Genomic DNA, 18,663 nt, shown 5'->3' with positions numbered 1-18,663 from the left:
CAGGAGACCCCGGGAGCCTTCCATGCCGCCGTCCACCCGCCGCTCCTCCTCGGCCCCCGAGCCCGCCCCCGCGCCCGCCGCCAAGCGCGCCGGCCTGCGCCGCCTGGGAGAGTGGTGCGCGCGCCACTGGCTGATGGTCATGGTGCTGTGGATCGTGGCGCTGGCCGGCGTCCAGGCCGCCAACAAGACGGTCGGCGGCACCTACTCCGACGACTTCTCACTGCCCGGCACCCAGGCGGCGCAGGGCAAGGAGGTCCTCCAGGCGCACGAGCCGGCCGCCGCCGGCACCAGCTCCCAGGTGGTACTGCACGACGCCCAGCAGCTGTCCGGCTTCCAGCCGCAGATCGCGCAGGCCGTCTCCTCGCTCCAGGCGCTGCCGCACGTGCTCGGCGCGCAGAGCCCGCTGCCGCCGCCCGGGCAGCCCGCGCCGCCCGGCGGGCCGCTGTCCACCGACGGGCTGACCGGCTACATCACCGTCCGGTTCGACACCAACCCCACACTGCTCGGCGACGACTACCTGACCGGGGTGGACGCCGCCGTCGCACCGCTGCGGGACGCCGGGGTGCAGGTGGAGTACGGCGGACCGCTGGGCGAGCTCGCCCGGCCGGCGCCGGACGACCGGTCCAGCGAGGCGATCGGCTTCGCCGTGGCGATCGTGGTGCTGCTGGTCGGCTTCGGCAGCCTCATCGCGGCCGGGCTGCCGCTGCTGACGGCGCTGTTCGCGGCGGTGGTCGGCCTCGGCGTGCTGGGGCTGATCGCGGCGCTGTCCACCTTCGCGACGGTGGCGCCCACCCTGGCCACCATGATCGGCATCGGCGTCGGCATCGACTACGCGCTGTTCCTGCTCACCCGGCACCGGCAGAACCTCATGGACGGCGTGGACCCGGTCGCCTCCGCCGGGCAGGCGGTGGCCACCAGCGGGCGCGCCGTGCTGGTCTCCGGCTGCACGGTGATCATCGCGCTGTCCGGGCTGTCGGTGTCCGGCATCTCCTTCATCGCCAAGCTCGGGGCCGCCGCCGGGGTCACCGTGGTGACGGCGGTGCTCGGCGCGCTCACCCTGCTGCCCGCGCTGATGGGGTTCATCGGCCGCCACATGGACCGCTTCTCCGTGCGCCGCCCCGTCGCCGAGAGCGGCGGCACCGAGAGCGGCGGCACCGAGGCCGGCGGCGCCCGGGGCGAGGAGACCACCGGCGCCTGGCACCGCTACGCCCGGCGGGTCGAGGCGCATCCCTGGCGCTACCTGGTCGCCGGGGTGGTCGCGCTCGGGGTGCTGTCGATCCCGCTGTTCTCCATCCAGCTCGGCCACATCGACGACGGCGCCGACTCCACCGACTTCACCGACCGGCGCGCCTTCGACCTGATGTCCGCGGCCTTCGGCCCCGGCTCCAACGGGCCGCTCACCCTGGTCGTCGACCAGAGCGCGGTGGCGGCCGCCGACCGCCCCGCCGTCCAGGCCTCGCTGCAACAGGCCCTCACCGGCCTGCCCGGCGCGGCGAGCGTCAGCCCGCTGCAGACCAGCCCGGACGGCGTGGTGCTGTTCAACACCGTCGTCCCGACCACCGCACCCCAGGACCGCGCCACCACCGACCTGGTGAACCGGCTGTCGGACACCGTGCTGCCGGACGCGGTGGCCGGCACCGGCGCGAAGACGTACGTCACCGGCAACACCGCGGCCCAGGTGGACTTCCTGGACATCGTCTCCAGCCGGCTGGTGCTGATCATCGCGGTGGTGGTCGGGCTCGCCTTCCTGATCATCCTGGCCGTCTTCCGCGGCCTGCTGGTCGCCGTCAAGGCCGCCGTGCTCAACCTGCTGTCGATCGCGGCCTCGTACGGGGTCGTGGTGGCCGTCTTCCAGTGGGGCTGGGGCGGACCGGCGCTCGGCGTGGCCGGGAAGGTCCCGATCGAGAGCTATGTGCCGATGATGATGTTCGCCATCGTCTTCGGGCTGAGCATGGACTACGAGATCTTCCTGCTCTCCCGCGTCCACGAGGCGTGGATCCGCACCGGCCGCCCGCACGACGCCGTCGCGCACGCCCTGGAGATCACCGCCCGGGTGATCTCCTGCGCCGCGCTGATCATGGTCAGCGTGTTCGCCGCGTTCATCGTCAGCGACAACATCGTGATCAAGATGATGGGCCTCGGCCTGGCCGTCAGCGTCCTGGTGGACGCCACGATCGTCCGCCTGCTGCTGGTGCCCGCCGTGATGACCCTGCTCGGCGCCTCCGCCTGGTGGACCCCGCACTTCCTCGACCGAATCCTGCCCCACATCGACACCGAGGGCGAGAATGCCTAGCAGGCCCCGGGCGTGACGGCGGGGCACGGACCGGACGGTTCCGGGTGGCGAAGGGCGCGATCCTCGGGACGGCACCCCGCTCCCCCGGGCGGCCGAGGTGCCGGCCGCCGCCGACCCGGCCCCGACGCTGCGGCCGAACGAGGCGCAGCACGAACTGCTCCCGGTCCAGGTGGAGTCGGCCACCCCGGTGTGCGACGACCTCCCGGCGGCGGTCCGCCACCGGGACGGCGCCGCCATCCACCAGGCCAGGGGCGGTTGCCCGGGGATCCCGAAGGCCGTCTCGACTCGCGCGGCCAGGTCGGTCTCGATCTCGGGTGTCGTGAGGGACACGAGGAGGGGTCCAGCCAACGTGAGCCCAAAAGCCGCCACGGGATGATGTTGAAGGCGCAAGACAGACCGAAGGCCCGACCTGGGGTCGGGCCTTCGCAGTAGATCGGATCAGGACTCTCAGCTTGGCGGCGGAGGCCCTGGCCGCGTTCTCCAACTGCCGCGTGCTCGACGGCCGCGGCTTGCCGCCAACGACTGTGGAGTGTCCGGTCGGCTCAGGTGCGGGAGCGGAGGTAGCCGGGCAGGTGGCTGTCGCAGCAGGCCCAGTTGGTGCCGGACTTGTCGGTGACGGCGTACTTGGGCTCGTCGGTGCAGGGGTTGTTCTTGCTGCCTCCCCAGGTGCACCGCCGTCGGCTGTCATCGTCGGGGAAGAGATCGGGGTGGTGGTCGTCGATCTCGACTGCGGCGGGGCGCCGGCCGGTCAGGTTCCCGACGGCGAGGATCTCCTTGGCGCCGAAGGCGCGGCTGACGCCGGAGGGGGTGAGGCCGGCAGCCTGGCCAAGGGTTTCCAGCGTGTGTGGGCGCGGGGTGACGTAGGCCCGGCCGTAGGCCAGGAGCAGCCGAATCTGCTCATCGGCGGCCTTCTTGATTGCGACGAGGTCCTCAAGGGCGACGAGGAGCGGATCATGGTCCGGACCGTGGTCCGCCGTCGCAGCTCCCAGTTGCCGGATGAAGGCCAAGCGGGGCTTCCATGCGTCGTCCACCGCAGCGCCGCGTACGTGCCGAGGGGTCTGGTCGTCCTCGGGGAAGTGCGGCAGCGGCCAGCGAATGGCGAAGATGTCGTCCAGCTGTTCCTGTGAAACCATGCCTGAATCATGCACAGAATTTTGAATGAGTACAAGAGATTTGCTAAAGGCGAGTTCTGGCGTGCTGGAAGCCTCAGAGGGGGTGGCGCAGTGGCGAAGGTGACCGAGTAGCAGCCGTGGAAGTAGGTGACGCCGTGGGTGCGGTGGCAGGTCGCCGGGAGCCGGTCGGGCCGGCCCTGTTCGGCCCACCCGCCGCCGGCGGTGGGCCGGATGCCGAGCGGGCCGAACTCGTCGAACGCGAACGTCCGGTCGGGGAAGCGCTCCAGGACGTGCTCGATCCGCTCGACCTTGGTGTCGAAGTCGGGGTCGGTGGACTCCTTCCAGGTCCTGGTGCGCTGGAAGGTGACACCGCGCCGGGCGAGCAGGCAGCGCAGGGCCTCGCGGCCGATCCGGATCACGCGGCCGTGGGCCCCGCGCAGATAGGCGAGCAGTTTGCGGATCGACCAGCAGGTGAAGGGCTGCCCGAGCTTCGTCGGGCGGGTGGTGGCCGTCTGGACGACGAAGTCCTCGTCGTCAGCGCTGAGATGGCGGGGACGGCCTCCCGCCCACCAAGGGTCCAGGCAGACCCGGTTGCCGCCGGCCGAGGCCGGCAGCAGCATCGCCCGCCGGTAGCGCACCGTGTTCATGCTGCCCGACGCACGATCCGCTGTAACTGCTGGCCTTCCTGGTCCGTGAGTCTGCGAACCCTGACCGGCTCCGCCATCAGGCCCCCTTCCGAGCTGAACGTCTCGCGACATCCAACCGGCCGAGGGCCCTCCGACGCCAACCCGGTGAACCTATGCGGTCACAGCACTAGCCGAGGAAATCCTTGACCTGAGTGACATTGCAGCCGATGATCAGCGGATTGCCCCCAGGGCTGGTGCTGACGGCCTTCAAGTGCCCTTCGCTGGTGAAGGTGGTTTCCGTTGAACTGCCACCTTCCACATTGCCGAAGAAGAACGGCCAGATACCGATGTCGCCGTCCGATTTGAACCTCTCCTGATCCTTCTGGGAGTAGCTGGCGTCGGAAGTCACCGTGCACTTGATGCCATCAGCCACGATTAGCGCGGTGCAGAATCGCTGCATGTCACCCTTGGGGCCGAAGGTACTGTTCCAACTCGGCTTTCCGGGCTTCCATACGGTGTTGTCCTCCGTGGAGTAGGCACGGGACAGCGCCGCAGAGTTGTACCAATTCCCCGGGGACCCTTGAAGCGTCATCACGTGGTCAAACGTGCATTCGACAGTGACCCGTGAGCTGGCGAAGGTCTCACTGATCTTGGACCAGCTTCCTCCCCCTCCGCCGAAGACAAAGTAGAAGACGCCGAATTCCCCGCTGGCCCACGTCTTCCGAACGTCGATGTCGGCCGTGGCGCTGTCGAAGCTGACGGCCGCGCCTTGCGCCCTACGAATACCGTCCTTCAGATTTTCGATCGTGGAGCTGAAATCGGGCGTGTTCTTGATGAAGTGGCTCTTGTCACGCACCTGCTCCTGTGCCTTGAGCAGCGGATCGTTGACCAACTGCTCCAGGGCTTGCGCGCCGGCTTCGGCGATGTCCGGATGGTTCGCCGCGGCCCAATCCCGGAACACCCCCGGGAGCTGTTCCAGGGTCGGCGCCGGCTTCTGCTTCTTGAGGTATTTCTTCCACTCATCGATGTAGTCTCCGAGAGCTTCCTCGAACGCGTCGTCGCTCGGCGGCTGGAGCCTGTTGATGACTTCGGCATAGTTGTCGTAGAAGCGGTTCCCACCCGCCTCGTCGAAGTGGTAGGCCAGGGTCCGGGGCGGGATGTTGTCGAAGAACTCCCAGATCTTGTCCGACGTATCTCCGACCGGGGTCGCCGGTGAGATCAGCTGGAATCGGTCGGGGTCCAGCTGAAGCCCTTGGATCAGAGCATTGTACAGGCCGGCCTTCTTTTCCTGCTGCGCGTCTTCGATCTCGCCGTTGGAGGGCATGGGCCATCCTTTCTGTTCGCCAGGGCAGGAATTCCGCACCCCGCCCATGGCGCATAGTGGAGCGTGTGCGCACTTACTGAAGCACAGTCGAGCTGGAATTCTCCGGATCCGGGCGTCGTGTCGCCATGAAACAAGGCCACCAAGGATTGGAAACCCAGGACGCCTTGACGATAAGTCAATCGATTCCTTGGGAGGACAGTTCTGATTCCAATCTTTACGTCGCAGAGTGGTACACCGGCCTCTTCGGGCCCTCGTCAGTGATGTCGCTCGGCAGCAGCCGGGGGCCTGCCGCCCGATCTCACCGCTTGGCGGCCATCGTCGGCTCCGCAGGCCTGGACACCGTCCCCACCGACATGCGTCCGGCGCCGTCGTAGGCAGATGATGCTGCAGACGAGTTCGAGCCGGCCCTGGTGGCGGTCGGCGCGTCGCGCCAGGCGACACCGGCGCGCAGGGCGTGGAACGACCCGGGCCCGGGAGGCGGGCCCGGGTCGTTCAGCGCCGGGTCAGGGGGGTCAGGGGGTGGTGCAGACGGCGGTCGCCCGGATGGACTCGGTCGCGGTGCCGGTGTTGGTGCCGCGTACGACCCAGGAGCCGCCGCTCGGGTAGGAGTCGGTGAAGAAGATCCGGAAGGCGCTGGTCTGGCCGCCACCGCCGGTGGGCACCTCGCCGGACGGACAGCTCACGATGGCGAACCCGTTGTCGCCCGGGGCCACGTCGACCCAGTCGCCGGTGACCTGGTCGTGCGCGGCCAGCAGCGAGGGGTCGGCGGCGGCCTGGTCGTGGGGGGCGGGGGCGGTGACGGTCGGCTTGACGCTGGTGGGCTTGTCGGCGGGCCTGTCGGCAGCGGCGGCGGACGCGGTGCTCGCGGCCAGGACACCGAAGACGGCGAGGGCGGTCAGGGCAAGGGGCTTCGTGCGGGCCATGTCGGCCTCCTGGGGTTCAGGGGTCGGGTGTTCCTCGACGGGGGGCTGTTCCCCCGCGCCAGCCCGATCCGTACCCGAAGCACCGTCCCCCCTCCCCCGGCCGACCGCCCGGCTACTCGGGCGGAGGAACACCGCTGCCTGTCCGGGCTAAAAGCTGCTTGTCCGGCCGGCCTGCCGGGTCAGCCGTCCGCGAGGCGGGCGTGACGCAGGACCAGGAGCGCGGCCGTGACGGCGGTGGCGGCCACGGCGAGGAGCGCGACGCCGGTCAGCGCGTCGGGAGCGGTGACCGGCTGGGCGCGGCGCGCCTGCCAGGTCAGGATGAGCACCAGGCCCAGATAGGACAGCGCGGCGATCCACATCAGCGCCGCACGGTGGCCGGGAGTCGCCCGGCGCGGCCGCCAGGCGAGGAGGAGGCCGATCAGCGGCAGCACCTGGAGTGCGTGCAGACCGACGAAGTGCGGAATCCGCAGATCACCCCCGACCGTGCTCCAGTCCGTGACCGGCAGTCCCGGGCCGCCGTCCGCGAGCCCGACGGTGTGCGCACCGATGATCGGCATGCCGTGGCCCTCGGCGGCGGCCTCGCGCTGCAGGTGGGTGGGCAGGGTCATCAGGAACGCGACGGCCATGCCCAGGCAGGCCACCCCCGTCCCGAGGCGCAGCCCCCAGGCGAACGCGGGCGGTTCCACCCGCTGGGACAGCAGCAGGACGACGGTCGCCAGGTTCATCACCCAGGCGGCCACGATGAACACGGCCATCGTGATCCACACGCCCGTCGTGGTCGCGGTGGTGAAGTTGAAGTGGCTGGTGGTCCCGGCCGCGGCCACGCCGACGATCAGGGCCATCTCCACGCTCAGCCCCACGGCGGTCACCCGGGAGACCGTGCGCACGAGGCGTTCGCGGCCCCGGACGAAGGTCAGCAGCCACATCAGGGTGAGGGAGTAGAGACAGATCGACAGCGCGAACCGGGCCGGCTTCGCCCAGGCCGGCTGTCCGGTGATCGACTGCCGGTCCACGGCCAAACCCACCAGAGCGGCCGCCAGCACCAGAACCATCAGGGCCCCGGTGAAGACCAGCGGCCGGTTCACCGCCCACATCCGCCGCACCGGCTCTCCGGACCCGCGTACCCGTGTCATACCGATCCCTTCCGCGCGACCGCTCCAGCGCACGGCGCGGAAACCACCCTGCCCTGCCCCCGGCGGCCGGGTAGGCCGACGGGCCGCGCAGGACAACCCCGTCATTCCATCCCAGTAGTGAGGACACCCCTCATGAATGTGTCCCGGCCCGACGCGTCGTCGAAGGCCATGTCGACCGGGGCAACCACGGCGTGACTCGTTCTCCGGTGCCTCCGCGTGAGGTGACGGCCCCGGCCGCCGTGGATCGTGCCCCCGAGCAGGGGCACGATCCACCGTCCGGGGTCAGCGGCGCAGGCCCGCCAGCCAGGCCTCGACCTCGTCGGAGCGACGGGGGAGGTCGGCGGAGAGGTTCTCGCTGCCGTCCTCGGTGACCAGGAGGTCGTCCTCGATCCGGACGCCGATGCCGCGGTACTCCTGCGGCACCGTCAGGTCGTTCTCCTGGAAGTAGATGCCCGGCTCCACCGTGAGGACCATGCCCGGCTTCAGCGGGCCGTCGACGTGCTCCTCGACGCGGGAGTGGGCGCAGTCGTGGACGTCGAGGCCCAGCATGTGGCCGGTGCCGGCCAGGGTGAAGCGGCGGTGCAGGCCCAGCTCGTAGACCTTGTCGGCGGTGAGGTCGCCGAACAGGCCCCAGGAGGTGAGGTGTTCGGCGAGCTCGCGCTGGGCGGCGTGGTGGAAGTCGCGGAAGTCCGCGCCGGGCCGCACCGCCGCGATGCCCGCCTCCTGCGCCGCGTACACGGCGTCGTAGATCTTCCGCTGGAGGTCGGTGAAGCGGCCGGAGACCGGGAGGGTGCGGGTCACGTCGGCGGTGTACAGCTGGTTGGTCTCCACACCCGCGTCCAGCAGCAGCAGTTCGCCCGGGCGGGCCCGGCCGGTGTTGCGGACCCAGTGCATGATGGTGGCGTGCGGGCCGGCCGCGGCGATGGTGCTGTAGCCGACGTCGTTGCCCTCGATCCGGGCCCGGACGAAGAAGGTGCCCTCGATCAGCCGCTCGGAGGTCTCGGCGTCGTCGGCGAGGACGCGCACCACGTCCTCGAAGCCCCGGGCGGTCGCCGCGCAGGCGAAGCGCATCTCGGCGATCTCCCACTCGTCCTTGACCAGGCGCAGCCCGGACAGGAATTCCTCGAACTCCGCGTCCCGCTCGGCCGTTCCCTTGTCCCGCAGGGCCTTCTCCACGCCGGCGTCGTGGCCGCGCAGCACCCGGACCGGACCGGCGGCCGCGCCCAGGTCGGCGTGGACGGTGCGCACGTCCTGGCAGGTCAGGCCGAGCAGCTGCTCGCTCTCGGTCAGGCTGTCGCGGCGGCCGTCCCACAGCTCGCCGTGGCCGTCCAGCCAGAACTCGCCGTTGTCGGTCCGGGAACGGCCGCGCAGGTAGAGCACGGCCCGGTGGCCGCTCTCCCCCGTGGGCTCCAGCACCAGCACGCCGTCCTGGCTGTGGTCACCGGTCAGGTAGGCGTAGTCGGAGGACGGGCGGAACGGGTAGTCGGCGTCGTTGGACCGCACCTTCGGATTGCCGGACGGGACCACCAGCAGCTCGCCCGGGAAGGCGGCGGACAGCGCGGCGCGGCGGCGCACGGTGTACGGGGCCTGGGCTATCGGCTCCAGGCCGTGGCGCTCGGTGTCGGCCCAGCCCTGCCTCATGTTCTCGGCGAGTTCCTCGGTCACCCCGCGGGTGAGGCCGTTCTTCCGGTACTTGATGGGCTCGGTGGGCTCGGTCACTGCGGACTCTCCAGGGAGGGTGGGGAGATACGGGGCGTCGTCGCGCCGATCTGCCGGGTACGTAACAAACGTTTTGTACCGTATATCGAACAGGGTCCGAAGAGAAGGGCCCTGCACGTGGGGTGTGGCAGGCCACACCCCACGTGCAGGGCGGACCGCAGTGACCGGGTGGGCGCCGGCGCGACAAAGTCGTCCACATGAGAACAACCTCACGAACCACCGGAACGCACGGGCGATCCCGCTCCGCGGGTACCCCAGGGCGCGTACCCGCCGCGCTCACCGCTCTCGCCGCGGGCCTCGTCCCGGCTTTCGTCTTCGCCCCCGGCCCGTTGGCGGCGCGCATGTCCGGTGGCGGTTTCGGCGACCAGCGCCACCTCATCGACAGCTTCTCCGCGTCGTTCGTCGGCTACTGGAGGTCCGGTGACCGGAACCTCTCCCCGGACCTGGAGCGGGTCGTCGACTACTGGCTCAGCTACCACGTGGTCAAGGCCTCGATCGCCGCGGCCCTGCTGGGCGTGCTGATCACGCTCGGCGTTCTGCTGTGGAGGGCCTTTGTGCGGGCCGACGGACTGGCCCACGGACGCGGGGCCGGACTCGGGGCCGGACGCGGGGCCGGACGCGGGGCGGCGCTCGCGGCAGCCGGGATCGTCGTCACGGCGCTCGGGCTGGCCTCGGTGGCGGCGGTCATGGCCAACGTCCAGGGGGCGACGGCACCGCTCTCCTCACTGCTGTCGATGCTGCCGACGCACGCGCCGCACGGAGCGCTCGCCGACACGCTCGATCAGGTCAGGCGGCAGCTGGCCGACTATCCGAACGCCGGTGACCGCACTCCGCCTGCCCTCGAGGTGATGGTCGGTGACTTCTCCCTGTACCACCTGGTGATAGCCGTGGCCGCCCCGATGGTGGCGGTCGTCCTCATCGGCCTGAGCACGGTGTCCTGGACGCGGAGCGCCAGGACGGCGGCGTCCGACCGCCGGGCCAGGCGCGTGTTCAGGTCACTCGGTCTCCTGTGGGCCTTGCTGTCGTCGGCCTTCCTCGTTCTCGCCGCGGCGAACGCCTCCACCGCGGCCGACCCGGCGCCGGCGCTGCTCGGCTTCTTCGGTGGCGGATGGTGACGGGGCTCAGGAATTGAGGTAGGCGAGAACCGCGAGCACCCGGCGGTGCTGGGCGTCGTCGGGTGGGAGGCCGAGCTTCACGAAGACATTGCCGATGTGCTTCTCCACCCCGCTGTTGGAGAGCACCAGCCGCCGGGCGATGGCCGAGTTGGAGTGGCCCTCGGCCATCAGCCCCAGCAGTTGCCGTTCACGCGCGGTCAGCCTGCCCAGCGGGTCGCCCCGTCGTTGAACGGCCAGCAACTGGGCGACGACCTGCGGATCGAGCACCGTCGCGCCACGGGCGACCCGGTCGAGGGCGTCCAGGAACTCCTCGACCCGGGCGACCCGGTCCTTCAGCAGATAGCCCACGGCGCCGGAACCGTCCGCGAGCAGGTCGGCCGCGTACGACACCTCCACGTACTGGCTGAGCACCAGCATCGGGGAGCCGGGCACCTGTCCGCGGGCGGTGACCGCCGCCCGCAGCCCCTCGTCCGTATGCGTCGGCGGCATCCGCACATCGACGACCGACACGTCCGGGCGGTGCTCGCGCACCGCCTCGACCAGGGCAGGGCCGTCGCCCACCGCCGCCACCACCTCGTGACCGTCCTCGGCGAGCAGGCGGACCAGGCCCTCGCGCAGCAGCACGGCGTCGTCGGCGACGACGATCCGCAGCGGCCCGCGGGCCGCGGGAGCCGCCGGTGCTCCCGACGGTGCTTCGGACATCGTCCCGTCCGACCTCACTGACATGGCAGCTCCGCGGTGATCGTGGTCGGACCGTCCTCGGGACTGCTGACCCGCAGGCGGCCGCCGACCGCCTGAACCCGGTCGGCCAGCCCCTGCAGTCCGTGTCCCTTGGCCAGGGCGGCGCCGCCCACCCCGTCGTCCGTGACCCAGACCCGCAGGACTCGGTCGGCGTGGCGCACTCCGACCGTGCACCGGCGGGCGTGGCTGTGCTTGGCCACGTTCGTCAGCGCCTCGGCGACCACGAAGTACGCGGCCGTCTCGACGGCGGCCTCCAGCCTGCCGCCGACGGGACCGGCGTCCAGCTCGACGGGGACGATGCAGCGCGCGCCCAGGGCGGCGAGCGCCTCCCGGAGCCCCCGGTCGGTGAGGATCGGCGGCGCGATGCCTCGCGACAGGGCCCGCAGCTCGTCCAGCGCCTGCTGGGTCTGGACGACCGCGTCGGCGAGTGCGGTCCGGACGAGTTCCGGATCGCGGTCGAAGTGGTACTGCGCGCGGCCCAGCTCCATCGCGAGACGGACCAACTGCTGCTGGGGGCCGTCGTGGATGTCGCGTTCGAGCCGGCGCAGCGCGGCGGCCTCGGCCGTCACCGCTGCGACGGCCTGCGCGCGGGCGGTGTCGCGCTCCTGCTCCAGTCCGCTGATCCTGCGGTGCAACGCGGACATGTTGGACAGCAGCGCCTTGCCGAGACCGGCCTGGGCCGCGACACAGACCCGGGTCACCAGCGGCAGGGTGGACAGCAGCAGCACGGCGAGCGTGACCGCGAAGACGAGCCGCTCGGTCGGCGCCGTCAGCCCCAGGCTCACGGCGATGTGGGACTGGTCGCTGCCCGCGTACAGGGTCATGGGCCGCAGCGACCCGGGCGTGGCCTGGTTGCGCAGGGGGTACGTGGCGGTGGCGACCCCCGTGAACCACCACAGCGCCGTCACCGCCGAGGTGACCAGGACGACGGGGAGCACCATCACCGCGTGCGCCAGGTCGAGCCACAGCCCGGGATCGGCCGCATCGGCCGTCTCCTTCGACCTCGGCCGCCAGCCGGCGCCCGGTGCCCCGCCGGCTCGGGAGGGCACCTTGCCGATCCGCCACCACTCCACGTCGCCGGGCCACCGGGCCAGCGCCAGCGCCCGGGCCGCGACGGGCGATCCGCTCGGCAGCAACGAACCGGCCGTGGCGACGCACAGACTGCCGACCACCAGAAGCAGGCCGACGACGGCGCTCAGCGGAGCGGTGAGGAGATACAGCGATTCCACGAGCGTACGGCGCCCGGCACGCACGATGAACCCGACGCCCGGCCGCCACCGGCTCGCGATCGCGAAGGGCAACGACTCGACCATTCCCCCAGCATAGTGCCGCTCCGGCCCAAGCTCCGCGGCTCGCACCGCTGTTCGCGATCCCGACGATCACGGTGCGCCGCGTCGTGCGGCGCCCGGACCCGCCGGGCGGCGAGGCCCGTCGGAACCGTCCGTGGTCCGCGTATACGCGCCAGGCCCTGTCGCCCTCTAACGCCCCGACCGTGGTCGGCCCGGAGCCCGAAGGGGGGTGCCTCCCAGTCGGTCACGAACTGCTCGAGGTGGCGACGAAGGTGTACGCGCCGAGTTCGAGGAACAGGGCGTCCTGGAGCCCGGGCACGCCGGTGAGGGGGACGGCGAGGCGCCGTTCGCGTTCTCCGGCCCTGGCGGTCACCGGGGTGTAGGCGCGCAGCACGATCCGGGCGTCGCACGGGAGGGGCTGGTCGAGCTGGACCACGACCGTGACGGTGCCGGAGTAGTTGGCGGGCAGGACGACCGAGCGCGTGTACCCCTCGTCGCTGCCGGGCGCGTAGATCTGCGCCGTCAGGCTGAACGGGGCCTGCTGGTCGGTGTTGGAGAAGGTCGCGGTGCCGGAGGGCAGGTCGGTGCCGGAGATCCCGAAGACGAAGCGCGTCGGGGTGTTGTTCAGGTTGGAGATGGCCAGGCTGGAGAGGACGTACCTGGTCTGCCGGCACGGAATGACGTCGATGTTGCGCCAGCCGACGTTGGGGTTGTACCTGACCCAGTTCAGGTAGTCGACGAGCGAGCTGAACGTGGGCAGGGTGGCGGACATGGGGTGCGCGGGCGTGTCGACGGTGGCGATCGTGCAGTAGTGGCCCGGCGGGTTCTGGCTCGGCCAGAGGAAGGCGGACCTGCTGACACAGATCTGTCCGGGAGGGACCTCCCTGGCGCCGCCGCGGACGGTGAACGGCACGGCGGTGCCGCCGGCCTCGGCGGTGAGCGGGGTCCATGCCCGGGGGTCGAGGAGGAGCCCTCCGGGGGCGTAGTAGAGCCTGACGTTGCCGGAGGCGGGGCAGCCGGTCCTCAGGTTCTTCCCCCGGACGTAGATGCGGTTGAGCTGCCCGTACACGATGGGGTGGCTCAGTCCGAGGTCGGGGCCGTCGTAACTGGACTCCAGCAGACCGAAGTCGAGGATGTCGCTGCCGAAGGGGATGATGTCCGGGGACTCCCAGACGGGGTCGGCCGTGGGGGTCTGTCCCGTGTCCTGGAAGTTGTCGCGGACCAGGATGTCGTTCCAGTTGGCGGCGGCGTTCATGGTTCCTCCCGAGTGGATGGTGTGCGCCATACGGCGAACGGGCCGCCCGGGCGCGTCGTGTGCGGTCTTCGCGAGCCGCCAGGTCCTCCGGTGTCCGCAAAGGCGCTCGGACACGGAGGCAGGTCTTTCCTCGGCAGTGATCCGTCGGGCGCAGAACGTCCCGACAGGGGTCATGAGTTGGCCCTCGGCTATTGGCCTTTTGCACCGGCGGACGGGCAGTCCCGTCGCCGTCGGGGTGGTGCGGTTCCCCGGAGATGGCACCCTTCGGACCGCCGCCGCAGAGGCGGCCGTCCTCATCGGCGGCCCCGTGCGAGGTCGCCGGAGGTGTCGGTGGGTCGGTGAGTCGGTCCTGTCGTATCGGGACGGCCAACACGCCCGCCCCGATGGCACGGTGACGGTGCCGAAGGCGATTCCCCGCACTGCGCTGCGGGTGAGCGGGGGATTATCCCGATACACGAAATGTACGGGCTCGAACCACCTTGCCCAATAGGCCGGAAGAGTGAATGCCCGGCACGTGTGCGGCCGCCGGCGGGCGGAGCGGCCCGGCCGGGGACGCGCCGACCCACCCTGCGGCCCCGGTCAGGCGTCGAGGACTCCGCCCGCGCGCCTGACGACCGGCGCCTCCGTCGACCACGGGAAGTTGATCCAGTCGTCGGTCCGCTTCCACACGTACTCGCACTGCACGAGGCTGTGCGACTTCTCGTAGATGACGGCCGAGCGCACTTCGGCGACGTGGCCGAGGCAGAAGTCGCGCACCAGCTTCAGCGTCTTTCCCGTGTCGGCGACATCGTCGGCGATCAGGACCTTCTTGTCGGTGAAATCGATCGCCTCGGGAACGGGCGCCAGCATCACGGGCATGTCGAGGGTCGTGCCCACCCCCGTGTAGAACTCCACATTCACGAGATGAATGTTCTTGCAGTCCAGCGCGTAGGCCAGACCTCCTGCCACGAACACACCGCCACGGGCGATGCTCAGGATGAGATCGGGCTCGAACCCGTCATCCGCCACCGCCTGCGCCAGCTCGCGCACCGCCCGACCGAACGTCGAATAATCCAGGACTTCCCGTACATCGCTCACTCGCACATTCTCCACCGTCGTCGACCCGACGACGAACACCGGCCCCTGGAGACAGCAGGACGGCGGCTCTCGGCCCGGGCACCGCCAGGTACGCTCCCCCACCCCGACCGGACCGGCCAGGATCGGCCGACGCCACCACCGGAACAGGAAATTCTTCGGCGGTGACCGCCTCAAGTGAGGTCGCCCCACCGTACGGAGCCGAAGATTCTTTCGCCGCGGGGGCCTGCCGGACCAAGCGGCGATTCCGCAGGCGGCTGCGGTTCTCCGCCGCCCACGGCCGCCGCGTGATGCGACCGGCCCCTGCGCAGGGGCCGGTCGGCGGAGCTACCCTCGGCGGTATGAACGCCTCGGAAACCACCGTCCCGGAGTGCCCCGCGAGCTCCGCGGACCTCGCGGAGCTGGTGCGGCTGCTGGACCGGCGCGGGGCGGTGGTGCTCAGCGGGGCGGGGCTGTCCACCGAGTCCGGCATCCCCGACTACCGCGGTGCCACCGGCCGGCGCCGCACCGGGACGCCGATGACCTACCAGGAGTTCACCGGCAGCGAGGCCGCCCGCCGCCGCTACTGGGCCCGCAGCCACACCGGCTGGCCGCTCTTCGCCCGGGCCAGGCCGAACGCCGGCCACCGGGCGGTGGAGCTCCTGCGCCGCTCGGGGCACGTCGGGGCGGTGATCACCCAGAACGTCGACGGACTGCACCAGGCGGCCGGCACCCGGGAGGCCGTGGAACTGCACGGCGGGCTCGACCGGGTGGTCTGCCTGGACTGCCGGCGCACCAGCTCCCGGGCCGAACTCGACATGCGCCTGGACGAGTTGAACCGGGGCTTTCGCCGACCCGGCGCCGTGCTGCGACCCGACGGCGACGCGCAGCTGCGGCAGGAGCTGGTGGACGGCTTCCGCGTCGCGCCCTGCTCGGACTGCGGCGGCGTCCTCAAGCCGGACGTGGTGTTCTTCGGCGAGAACGTGCCCGCCGCCAGGGTCGCGGACTGCTACGAACTGGTCGACACCGCGAGCTCGCTGGTGGTCCTCGGTTCCTCGCTCACGGTCCTGTCGGGCCTGCGCTTCGTACGCCGCGCCGCCCGAGCGCGGCTGCCCGTCGCCATCGTCAACCAGGGCCCCACCCGCGGCGACGACCTCGCCGCGCTCCGCCTCGACCTGCCGCTGGGGCCGGCCATGACCGAGGCCGCCCGGCTGCTGGGCGCCGCGAGTGGCTCAACTTCTACTTCCGCGCCCCTGCCGGACCATCACCCGGCCGCGCCCGGGGAACCGTCCGACGACCACCAAGACACCCGCGCGGGCGCCCGTCCGCCCGGCCGGACATGACAACCGCGGCAAGGTGGCCGCAGCCCTACGAGCAGCGCAACAACGGTCGTACACGCGGAAATTGACGCCCCCTGCTTTACCGGAATCGGTCACGACCGACGAAGGAACTGTGCACACTTGGACTTCCGGGGCCAACGCCGCACCAAGCGGTCACGCCCTGCTGTCTGGGGGGCAGTTTTGGGCCAGAATTCCGCTTCGGGGGACACGCTCGGCGCGCGGCTGAGAACCGTCGCCGATCTGCCCGTACTCGCCGCACAGCGCCGGGGTCTGCGGGGCCTGGCCCTGGCGGTGGACGAACGGGCCGGCCATGCGCCGGCCGACCCGAGGACGGCCGCGGCGAACGCGCAGGACGCGCTGGCCGCCGACGTCGACACCTGGGCGCAGCTGGACCTGATGGCACTGTTCGGCCGCCCCGAGCTGTACCGAATCCCGGACCAACCGCCGGACCGGGCCTCCCGGCTGCGGGAGGCGGTCACCCACGCGCCGCCGCTGCTGGTGTTCGTGCCGCTCGGCATCACCTGGTTCGGGCTCAACCGCGCGACCGGCGCGTACGAGGAGTTGCGCTCGACCCGGGCGGGGCGGGAGCTCGCCGACGGCCGGACCTTCCTCGACCTGTGGCAGGACGGTTTCGGCGGCCACCTCAGCGGGCTGTTCACCTTCGGCGCCATGGTGTGGTGGACGATCGGCGCCCTCGTCCTGCTGCTCGGCACCACACTGGCCGCCGAACTCGTCCGCCGGAGCGCCGACAGCGCCGGGAAGGCCTCGCTGGGCGCCGCCGTCGCCCAGCTCCCGCCGCTGCTGACGGAGGCCCAGCTGCTGCTGGCCGCAGCCAGGTTGGAGGCGCCGGCCCGGTTCGTCGCGGAACTCAGCCGGGCCGCCGCGCAGCTGACCCCGCTGCTCGACCGGGCCGCCGACACCCACGCCGCCACCAGCTCGCTCGCCGACAGCACCGTCGAACTGCTGCGCACCGCCAGGCGCAGCACCAAGCAGCTGAGCGAGGCGTCCGCGGTGCTCGACGGCACCGCCGGCCGGCTCACCGACAGCGGCGACCGGCTGGTCACCGCGACCGAGCGGAGCACGGCCGCCGCCGACGCCATGGCGCAGCTGGTCCGGGAGGAGATCGCCCGCACCCGGGCGGACCTGTCGCAGGCCGCCGCCGAGAGCGTGCAGGAGATCCGCGAGGCCACCGACGCCTCGGCCCGCACCGTCGGCGCGCTCGGCGACCAGGCGGTCCGGACGGTGCGGGAGATGTCCGAGGAGATGGCGCGGACGGTCACGGTGCTGTCGGACACCGCGAGCCTGCGGATGGGCGAGATCGGCGAGAACGTCGAGAAGCTGGTCACCCGGGCCGCCGCCCAGGGCGAACGGCTGGTCGGCGGCGCCTCCGAACGGGCCGACGCCTCGCTCGCCGCGCTGCTGGACGAGCTGCGGACCGTCTCGGCCGCGCTCGACCGCTCGGGCGACCGGCTGGGCCTGGCCGGCGAGGGGCTCACCGGCTGGCTGGAGCACACCCTCGGCACGGGCGCCGACCACATCGCCCGCACCTACCACCTCGCCATCGCCACCGCGGCGGTCGAGCTCAGCCGGCAGTTCCAGCAGGCCGGCGGCGCCGTGGAGGCCGCGCTCACCGACTTCACCCGCGCCGTGGGCACCCTGGACACGGCGGTCGACACGCTCGGCGGGACCGTCGGCAGCCTCGACGGAACCGTCGGCGAACTCGGCGGCGCGGTGGGCAGCCTGGACGGCACGGTGGGTTCGCTGAACGGCACCGTGACGGTGCTCGACGGCACCGCGGGCGTCCTCGGCTCGACCGTCGGCGTGTTCGACGCCGGGGTGGAGAACCTGGGCACGGCGGTCGGCAACCTGGACGGCACGGCCGAGCGCCTCGGGGTGACGGTCGGCACGCTGCACGGCAGCGTGGACGCCCTCGACGCGAGCGTCGGGGGCCTGGACCGTACGGTCGTCCGCCTGGGCAAGCCGGACGACCGGCCCCCGGACGACGTCCCCCCGCAGGACCGGGACCCGCGGGCGGTACCGCCGCCGCGCGACGCCGCGCCGCAGGACACCCCGCCCCGGGACGCCGCGCCGCACGACCGCCCCCCGCAGGACGCACCCCCGACGGGCCCGCGTCCCGCGGAGCCGGGGAGACCGTCGTGAGGGGTACGGGCGTCACGCACCTGGCGGGCTGGCTCTTCGCCGACCTGCTGCTGATCCTGGTGCTGGTGGTGCTCGGCGGCCAGACCAACCGGACGCCCGACGTCGTCGCGGACCCGACGCCGACCGCCACCGCGACCCTCACCCCGTCGCCGACCCGGTCCACGCCGACACCCACGCCGACCCCGACCCCCACCCCGCCGGCGCCGGTCGGCATGATCCCGCAGAGCCTCGACCTGCCCCTGCTCGCCGACCAGTCGGTCGCCGACGACCTGGTGAACGGCAGCCCGGCCCGCAAGGCCGCCGCCGCCCGCCGGGTCAACGAGGCCGTCGACACCGCGCTGAACGGGCACCAGCAGCGCGGCGCCCTGGTCTTCGTCTGGGGTACGGACGGGGGCTGCGGCGGCTGCGCCCCCACCTCCAACGCCAGCAGCGCCTTCGCGAAGGCCGCGGCGGAGGCCATCCGGCAGGGCGGGCACCGCCAGCTGCCGACCGATGCCGGGTTCTACCGGGGCTACCTCGACCTCGGCCCCGCCTCCGGCACCCTGCGGATGGAGCTGTTCCTCTACAACTCGTGACTCCC

Annotated in this window: 14 protein-coding genes and 1 pseudogene; 5 read left to right on the top strand and 10 right to left on the bottom strand. The window is 71.8% G+C overall.

The window, feature by feature from the left end:
• The first annotated feature begins 22 nt into the window (after window positions 1–22).
• Entirely contained in the window at window positions 23–2,293 is a 2,271-nt protein-coding gene (locus ACFCLZ_RS37560; RefSeq protein ID WP_380282404.1) for an MMPL family transporter, read from the top strand.
• Window positions 2,294–2,835: 542 nt separating this feature from the next.
• On the opposite strand, the gene ACFCLZ_RS37555 is transcribed toward ACFCLZ_RS37560, so the two are convergent.
• From ACFCLZ_RS37555 to ACFCLZ_RS37530, 6 genes and pseudogenes are all read right to left on the bottom strand, one after another.
• Window positions 2,836–3,426: a hypothetical protein gene (locus tag ACFCLZ_RS37555; RefSeq protein ID WP_380286431.1), complete on the bottom strand. Its 591-nt coding sequence runs from the start codon at window positions 3,424–3,426 to the stop codon at window positions 2,836–2,838.
• Window positions 3,427–3,527: 101 nt separating this feature from the next.
• Window positions 3,528–4,129, bottom strand: a pseudogene (locus tag ACFCLZ_RS37550) (IS630 family transposase); the annotation flags it as partial.
• Window positions 4,130–4,218: 89 nt separating this feature from the next.
• On the bottom strand, window positions 4,219–5,355 hold the full coding sequence (locus tag ACFCLZ_RS37545; RefSeq protein WP_380282403.1) for a hypothetical protein: 1,137 nt from the start codon (window positions 5,353–5,355) through the stop codon (window positions 4,219–4,221).
• A 512-nt stretch (window positions 5,356–5,867) separates the two neighbouring features.
• The gene (locus tag ACFCLZ_RS37540; protein ID WP_380282402.1) at window positions 5,868–6,278 is read right to left on the bottom strand and encodes a hypothetical protein; all 411 of its coding nucleotides are present in this window, start codon (window positions 6,276–6,278) and stop codon (window positions 5,868–5,870) included.
• Window positions 6,279–6,457: 179 nt separating this feature from the next.
• Window positions 6,458–7,411 carry a hypothetical protein gene (locus tag ACFCLZ_RS37535; RefSeq protein WP_380282401.1) on the bottom strand — a complete coding sequence of 318 codons (954 nt, stop codon included), beginning with the start codon at window positions 7,409–7,411 and terminating at the stop codon, window positions 6,458–6,460.
• Window positions 7,412–7,693: 282 nt separating this feature from the next.
• A complete protein-coding gene (locus tag ACFCLZ_RS37530; protein WP_380282400.1) occupies window positions 7,694–9,130 on the bottom strand; it encodes an aminopeptidase P family protein in 1,437 nt (478 codons plus the stop codon).
• A 341-nt stretch (window positions 9,131–9,471) separates the two neighbouring features.
• On the opposite strand from ACFCLZ_RS37530, the gene ACFCLZ_RS37525 reads away from it, so the two are divergent.
• The gene (locus tag ACFCLZ_RS37525) at window positions 9,472–10,245 is read left to right on the top strand and encodes a hypothetical protein (RefSeq protein WP_380282399.1); all 774 of its coding nucleotides are present in this window, start codon (window positions 9,472–9,474) and stop codon (window positions 10,243–10,245) included.
• A 6-nt stretch (window positions 10,246–10,251) separates the two neighbouring features.
• Here ACFCLZ_RS37525 and ACFCLZ_RS37520 read toward each other — a convergent pair whose 3' ends face one another.
• The 4 genes from ACFCLZ_RS37520 to ACFCLZ_RS37505 form a co-directional block, all read right to left on the bottom strand.
• On the bottom strand, window positions 10,252–10,947 hold the full coding sequence (locus ACFCLZ_RS37520; protein ID WP_380282398.1) for a response regulator: 696 nt from the start codon (window positions 10,945–10,947) through the stop codon (window positions 10,252–10,254).
• Between the two features lie 14 nt (window positions 10,948–10,961).
• Entirely contained in the window at window positions 10,962–12,299 is a 1,338-nt protein-coding gene (locus ACFCLZ_RS37515) for a sensor domain-containing protein (protein ID WP_380282397.1), read from the bottom strand.
• A gap of 220 nt (window positions 12,300–12,519) precedes the next feature.
• The gene (locus ACFCLZ_RS37510) at window positions 12,520–13,530 is read right to left on the bottom strand and encodes a hypothetical protein (RefSeq protein WP_380282396.1); all 1,011 of its coding nucleotides are present in this window, start codon (window positions 13,528–13,530) and stop codon (window positions 12,520–12,522) included.
• Between the two features lie 579 nt (window positions 13,531–14,109).
• Window positions 14,110–14,607 (bottom strand): phosphoribosyltransferase, encoded by a 498-nt coding sequence (locus tag ACFCLZ_RS37505; protein ID WP_350542252.1) that lies wholly within the window; start codon window positions 14,605–14,607, stop codon window positions 14,110–14,112.
• Between the two features lie 338 nt (window positions 14,608–14,945).
• On the opposite strand from ACFCLZ_RS37505, the gene ACFCLZ_RS37500 reads away from it, so the two are divergent.
• The 3 genes from ACFCLZ_RS37500 (at window position 14,946) to ACFCLZ_RS37490 (ending at window position 18,658) form a co-directional block, all read left to right on the top strand.
• Entirely contained in the window at window positions 14,946–15,926 is a 981-nt protein-coding gene (locus tag ACFCLZ_RS37500) for an NAD-dependent protein deacetylase (RefSeq protein ID WP_380282395.1), read from the top strand.
• Window positions 15,927–16,103: 177 nt separating this feature from the next.
• The gene (locus ACFCLZ_RS37495; RefSeq protein WP_380282394.1) at window positions 16,104–18,083 is read left to right on the top strand and encodes a hypothetical protein; all 1,980 of its coding nucleotides are present in this window, start codon (window positions 16,104–16,106) and stop codon (window positions 18,081–18,083) included.
• Window positions 18,080–18,658: a hypothetical protein gene (locus ACFCLZ_RS37490; RefSeq protein WP_380282393.1), complete on the top strand. Its 579-nt coding sequence runs from the start codon at window positions 18,080–18,082 to the stop codon at window positions 18,656–18,658. Before ACFCLZ_RS37495 ends, ACFCLZ_RS37490 begins: the two co-directional genes overlap by 4 nt.
• Window positions 18,659–18,663 lie beyond the last annotated feature (5 nt).

It is taken from the genome of Kitasatospora purpeofusca (genome assembly GCF_042691725.1).
GTDB classification, from domain to species: Bacteria; Actinomycetota; Actinomycetes; order Streptomycetales; family Streptomycetaceae; genus Kitasatospora; species Kitasatospora purpeofusca_B.
This window is presented reverse-complemented; position numbering and strand designations above follow the sequence as displayed.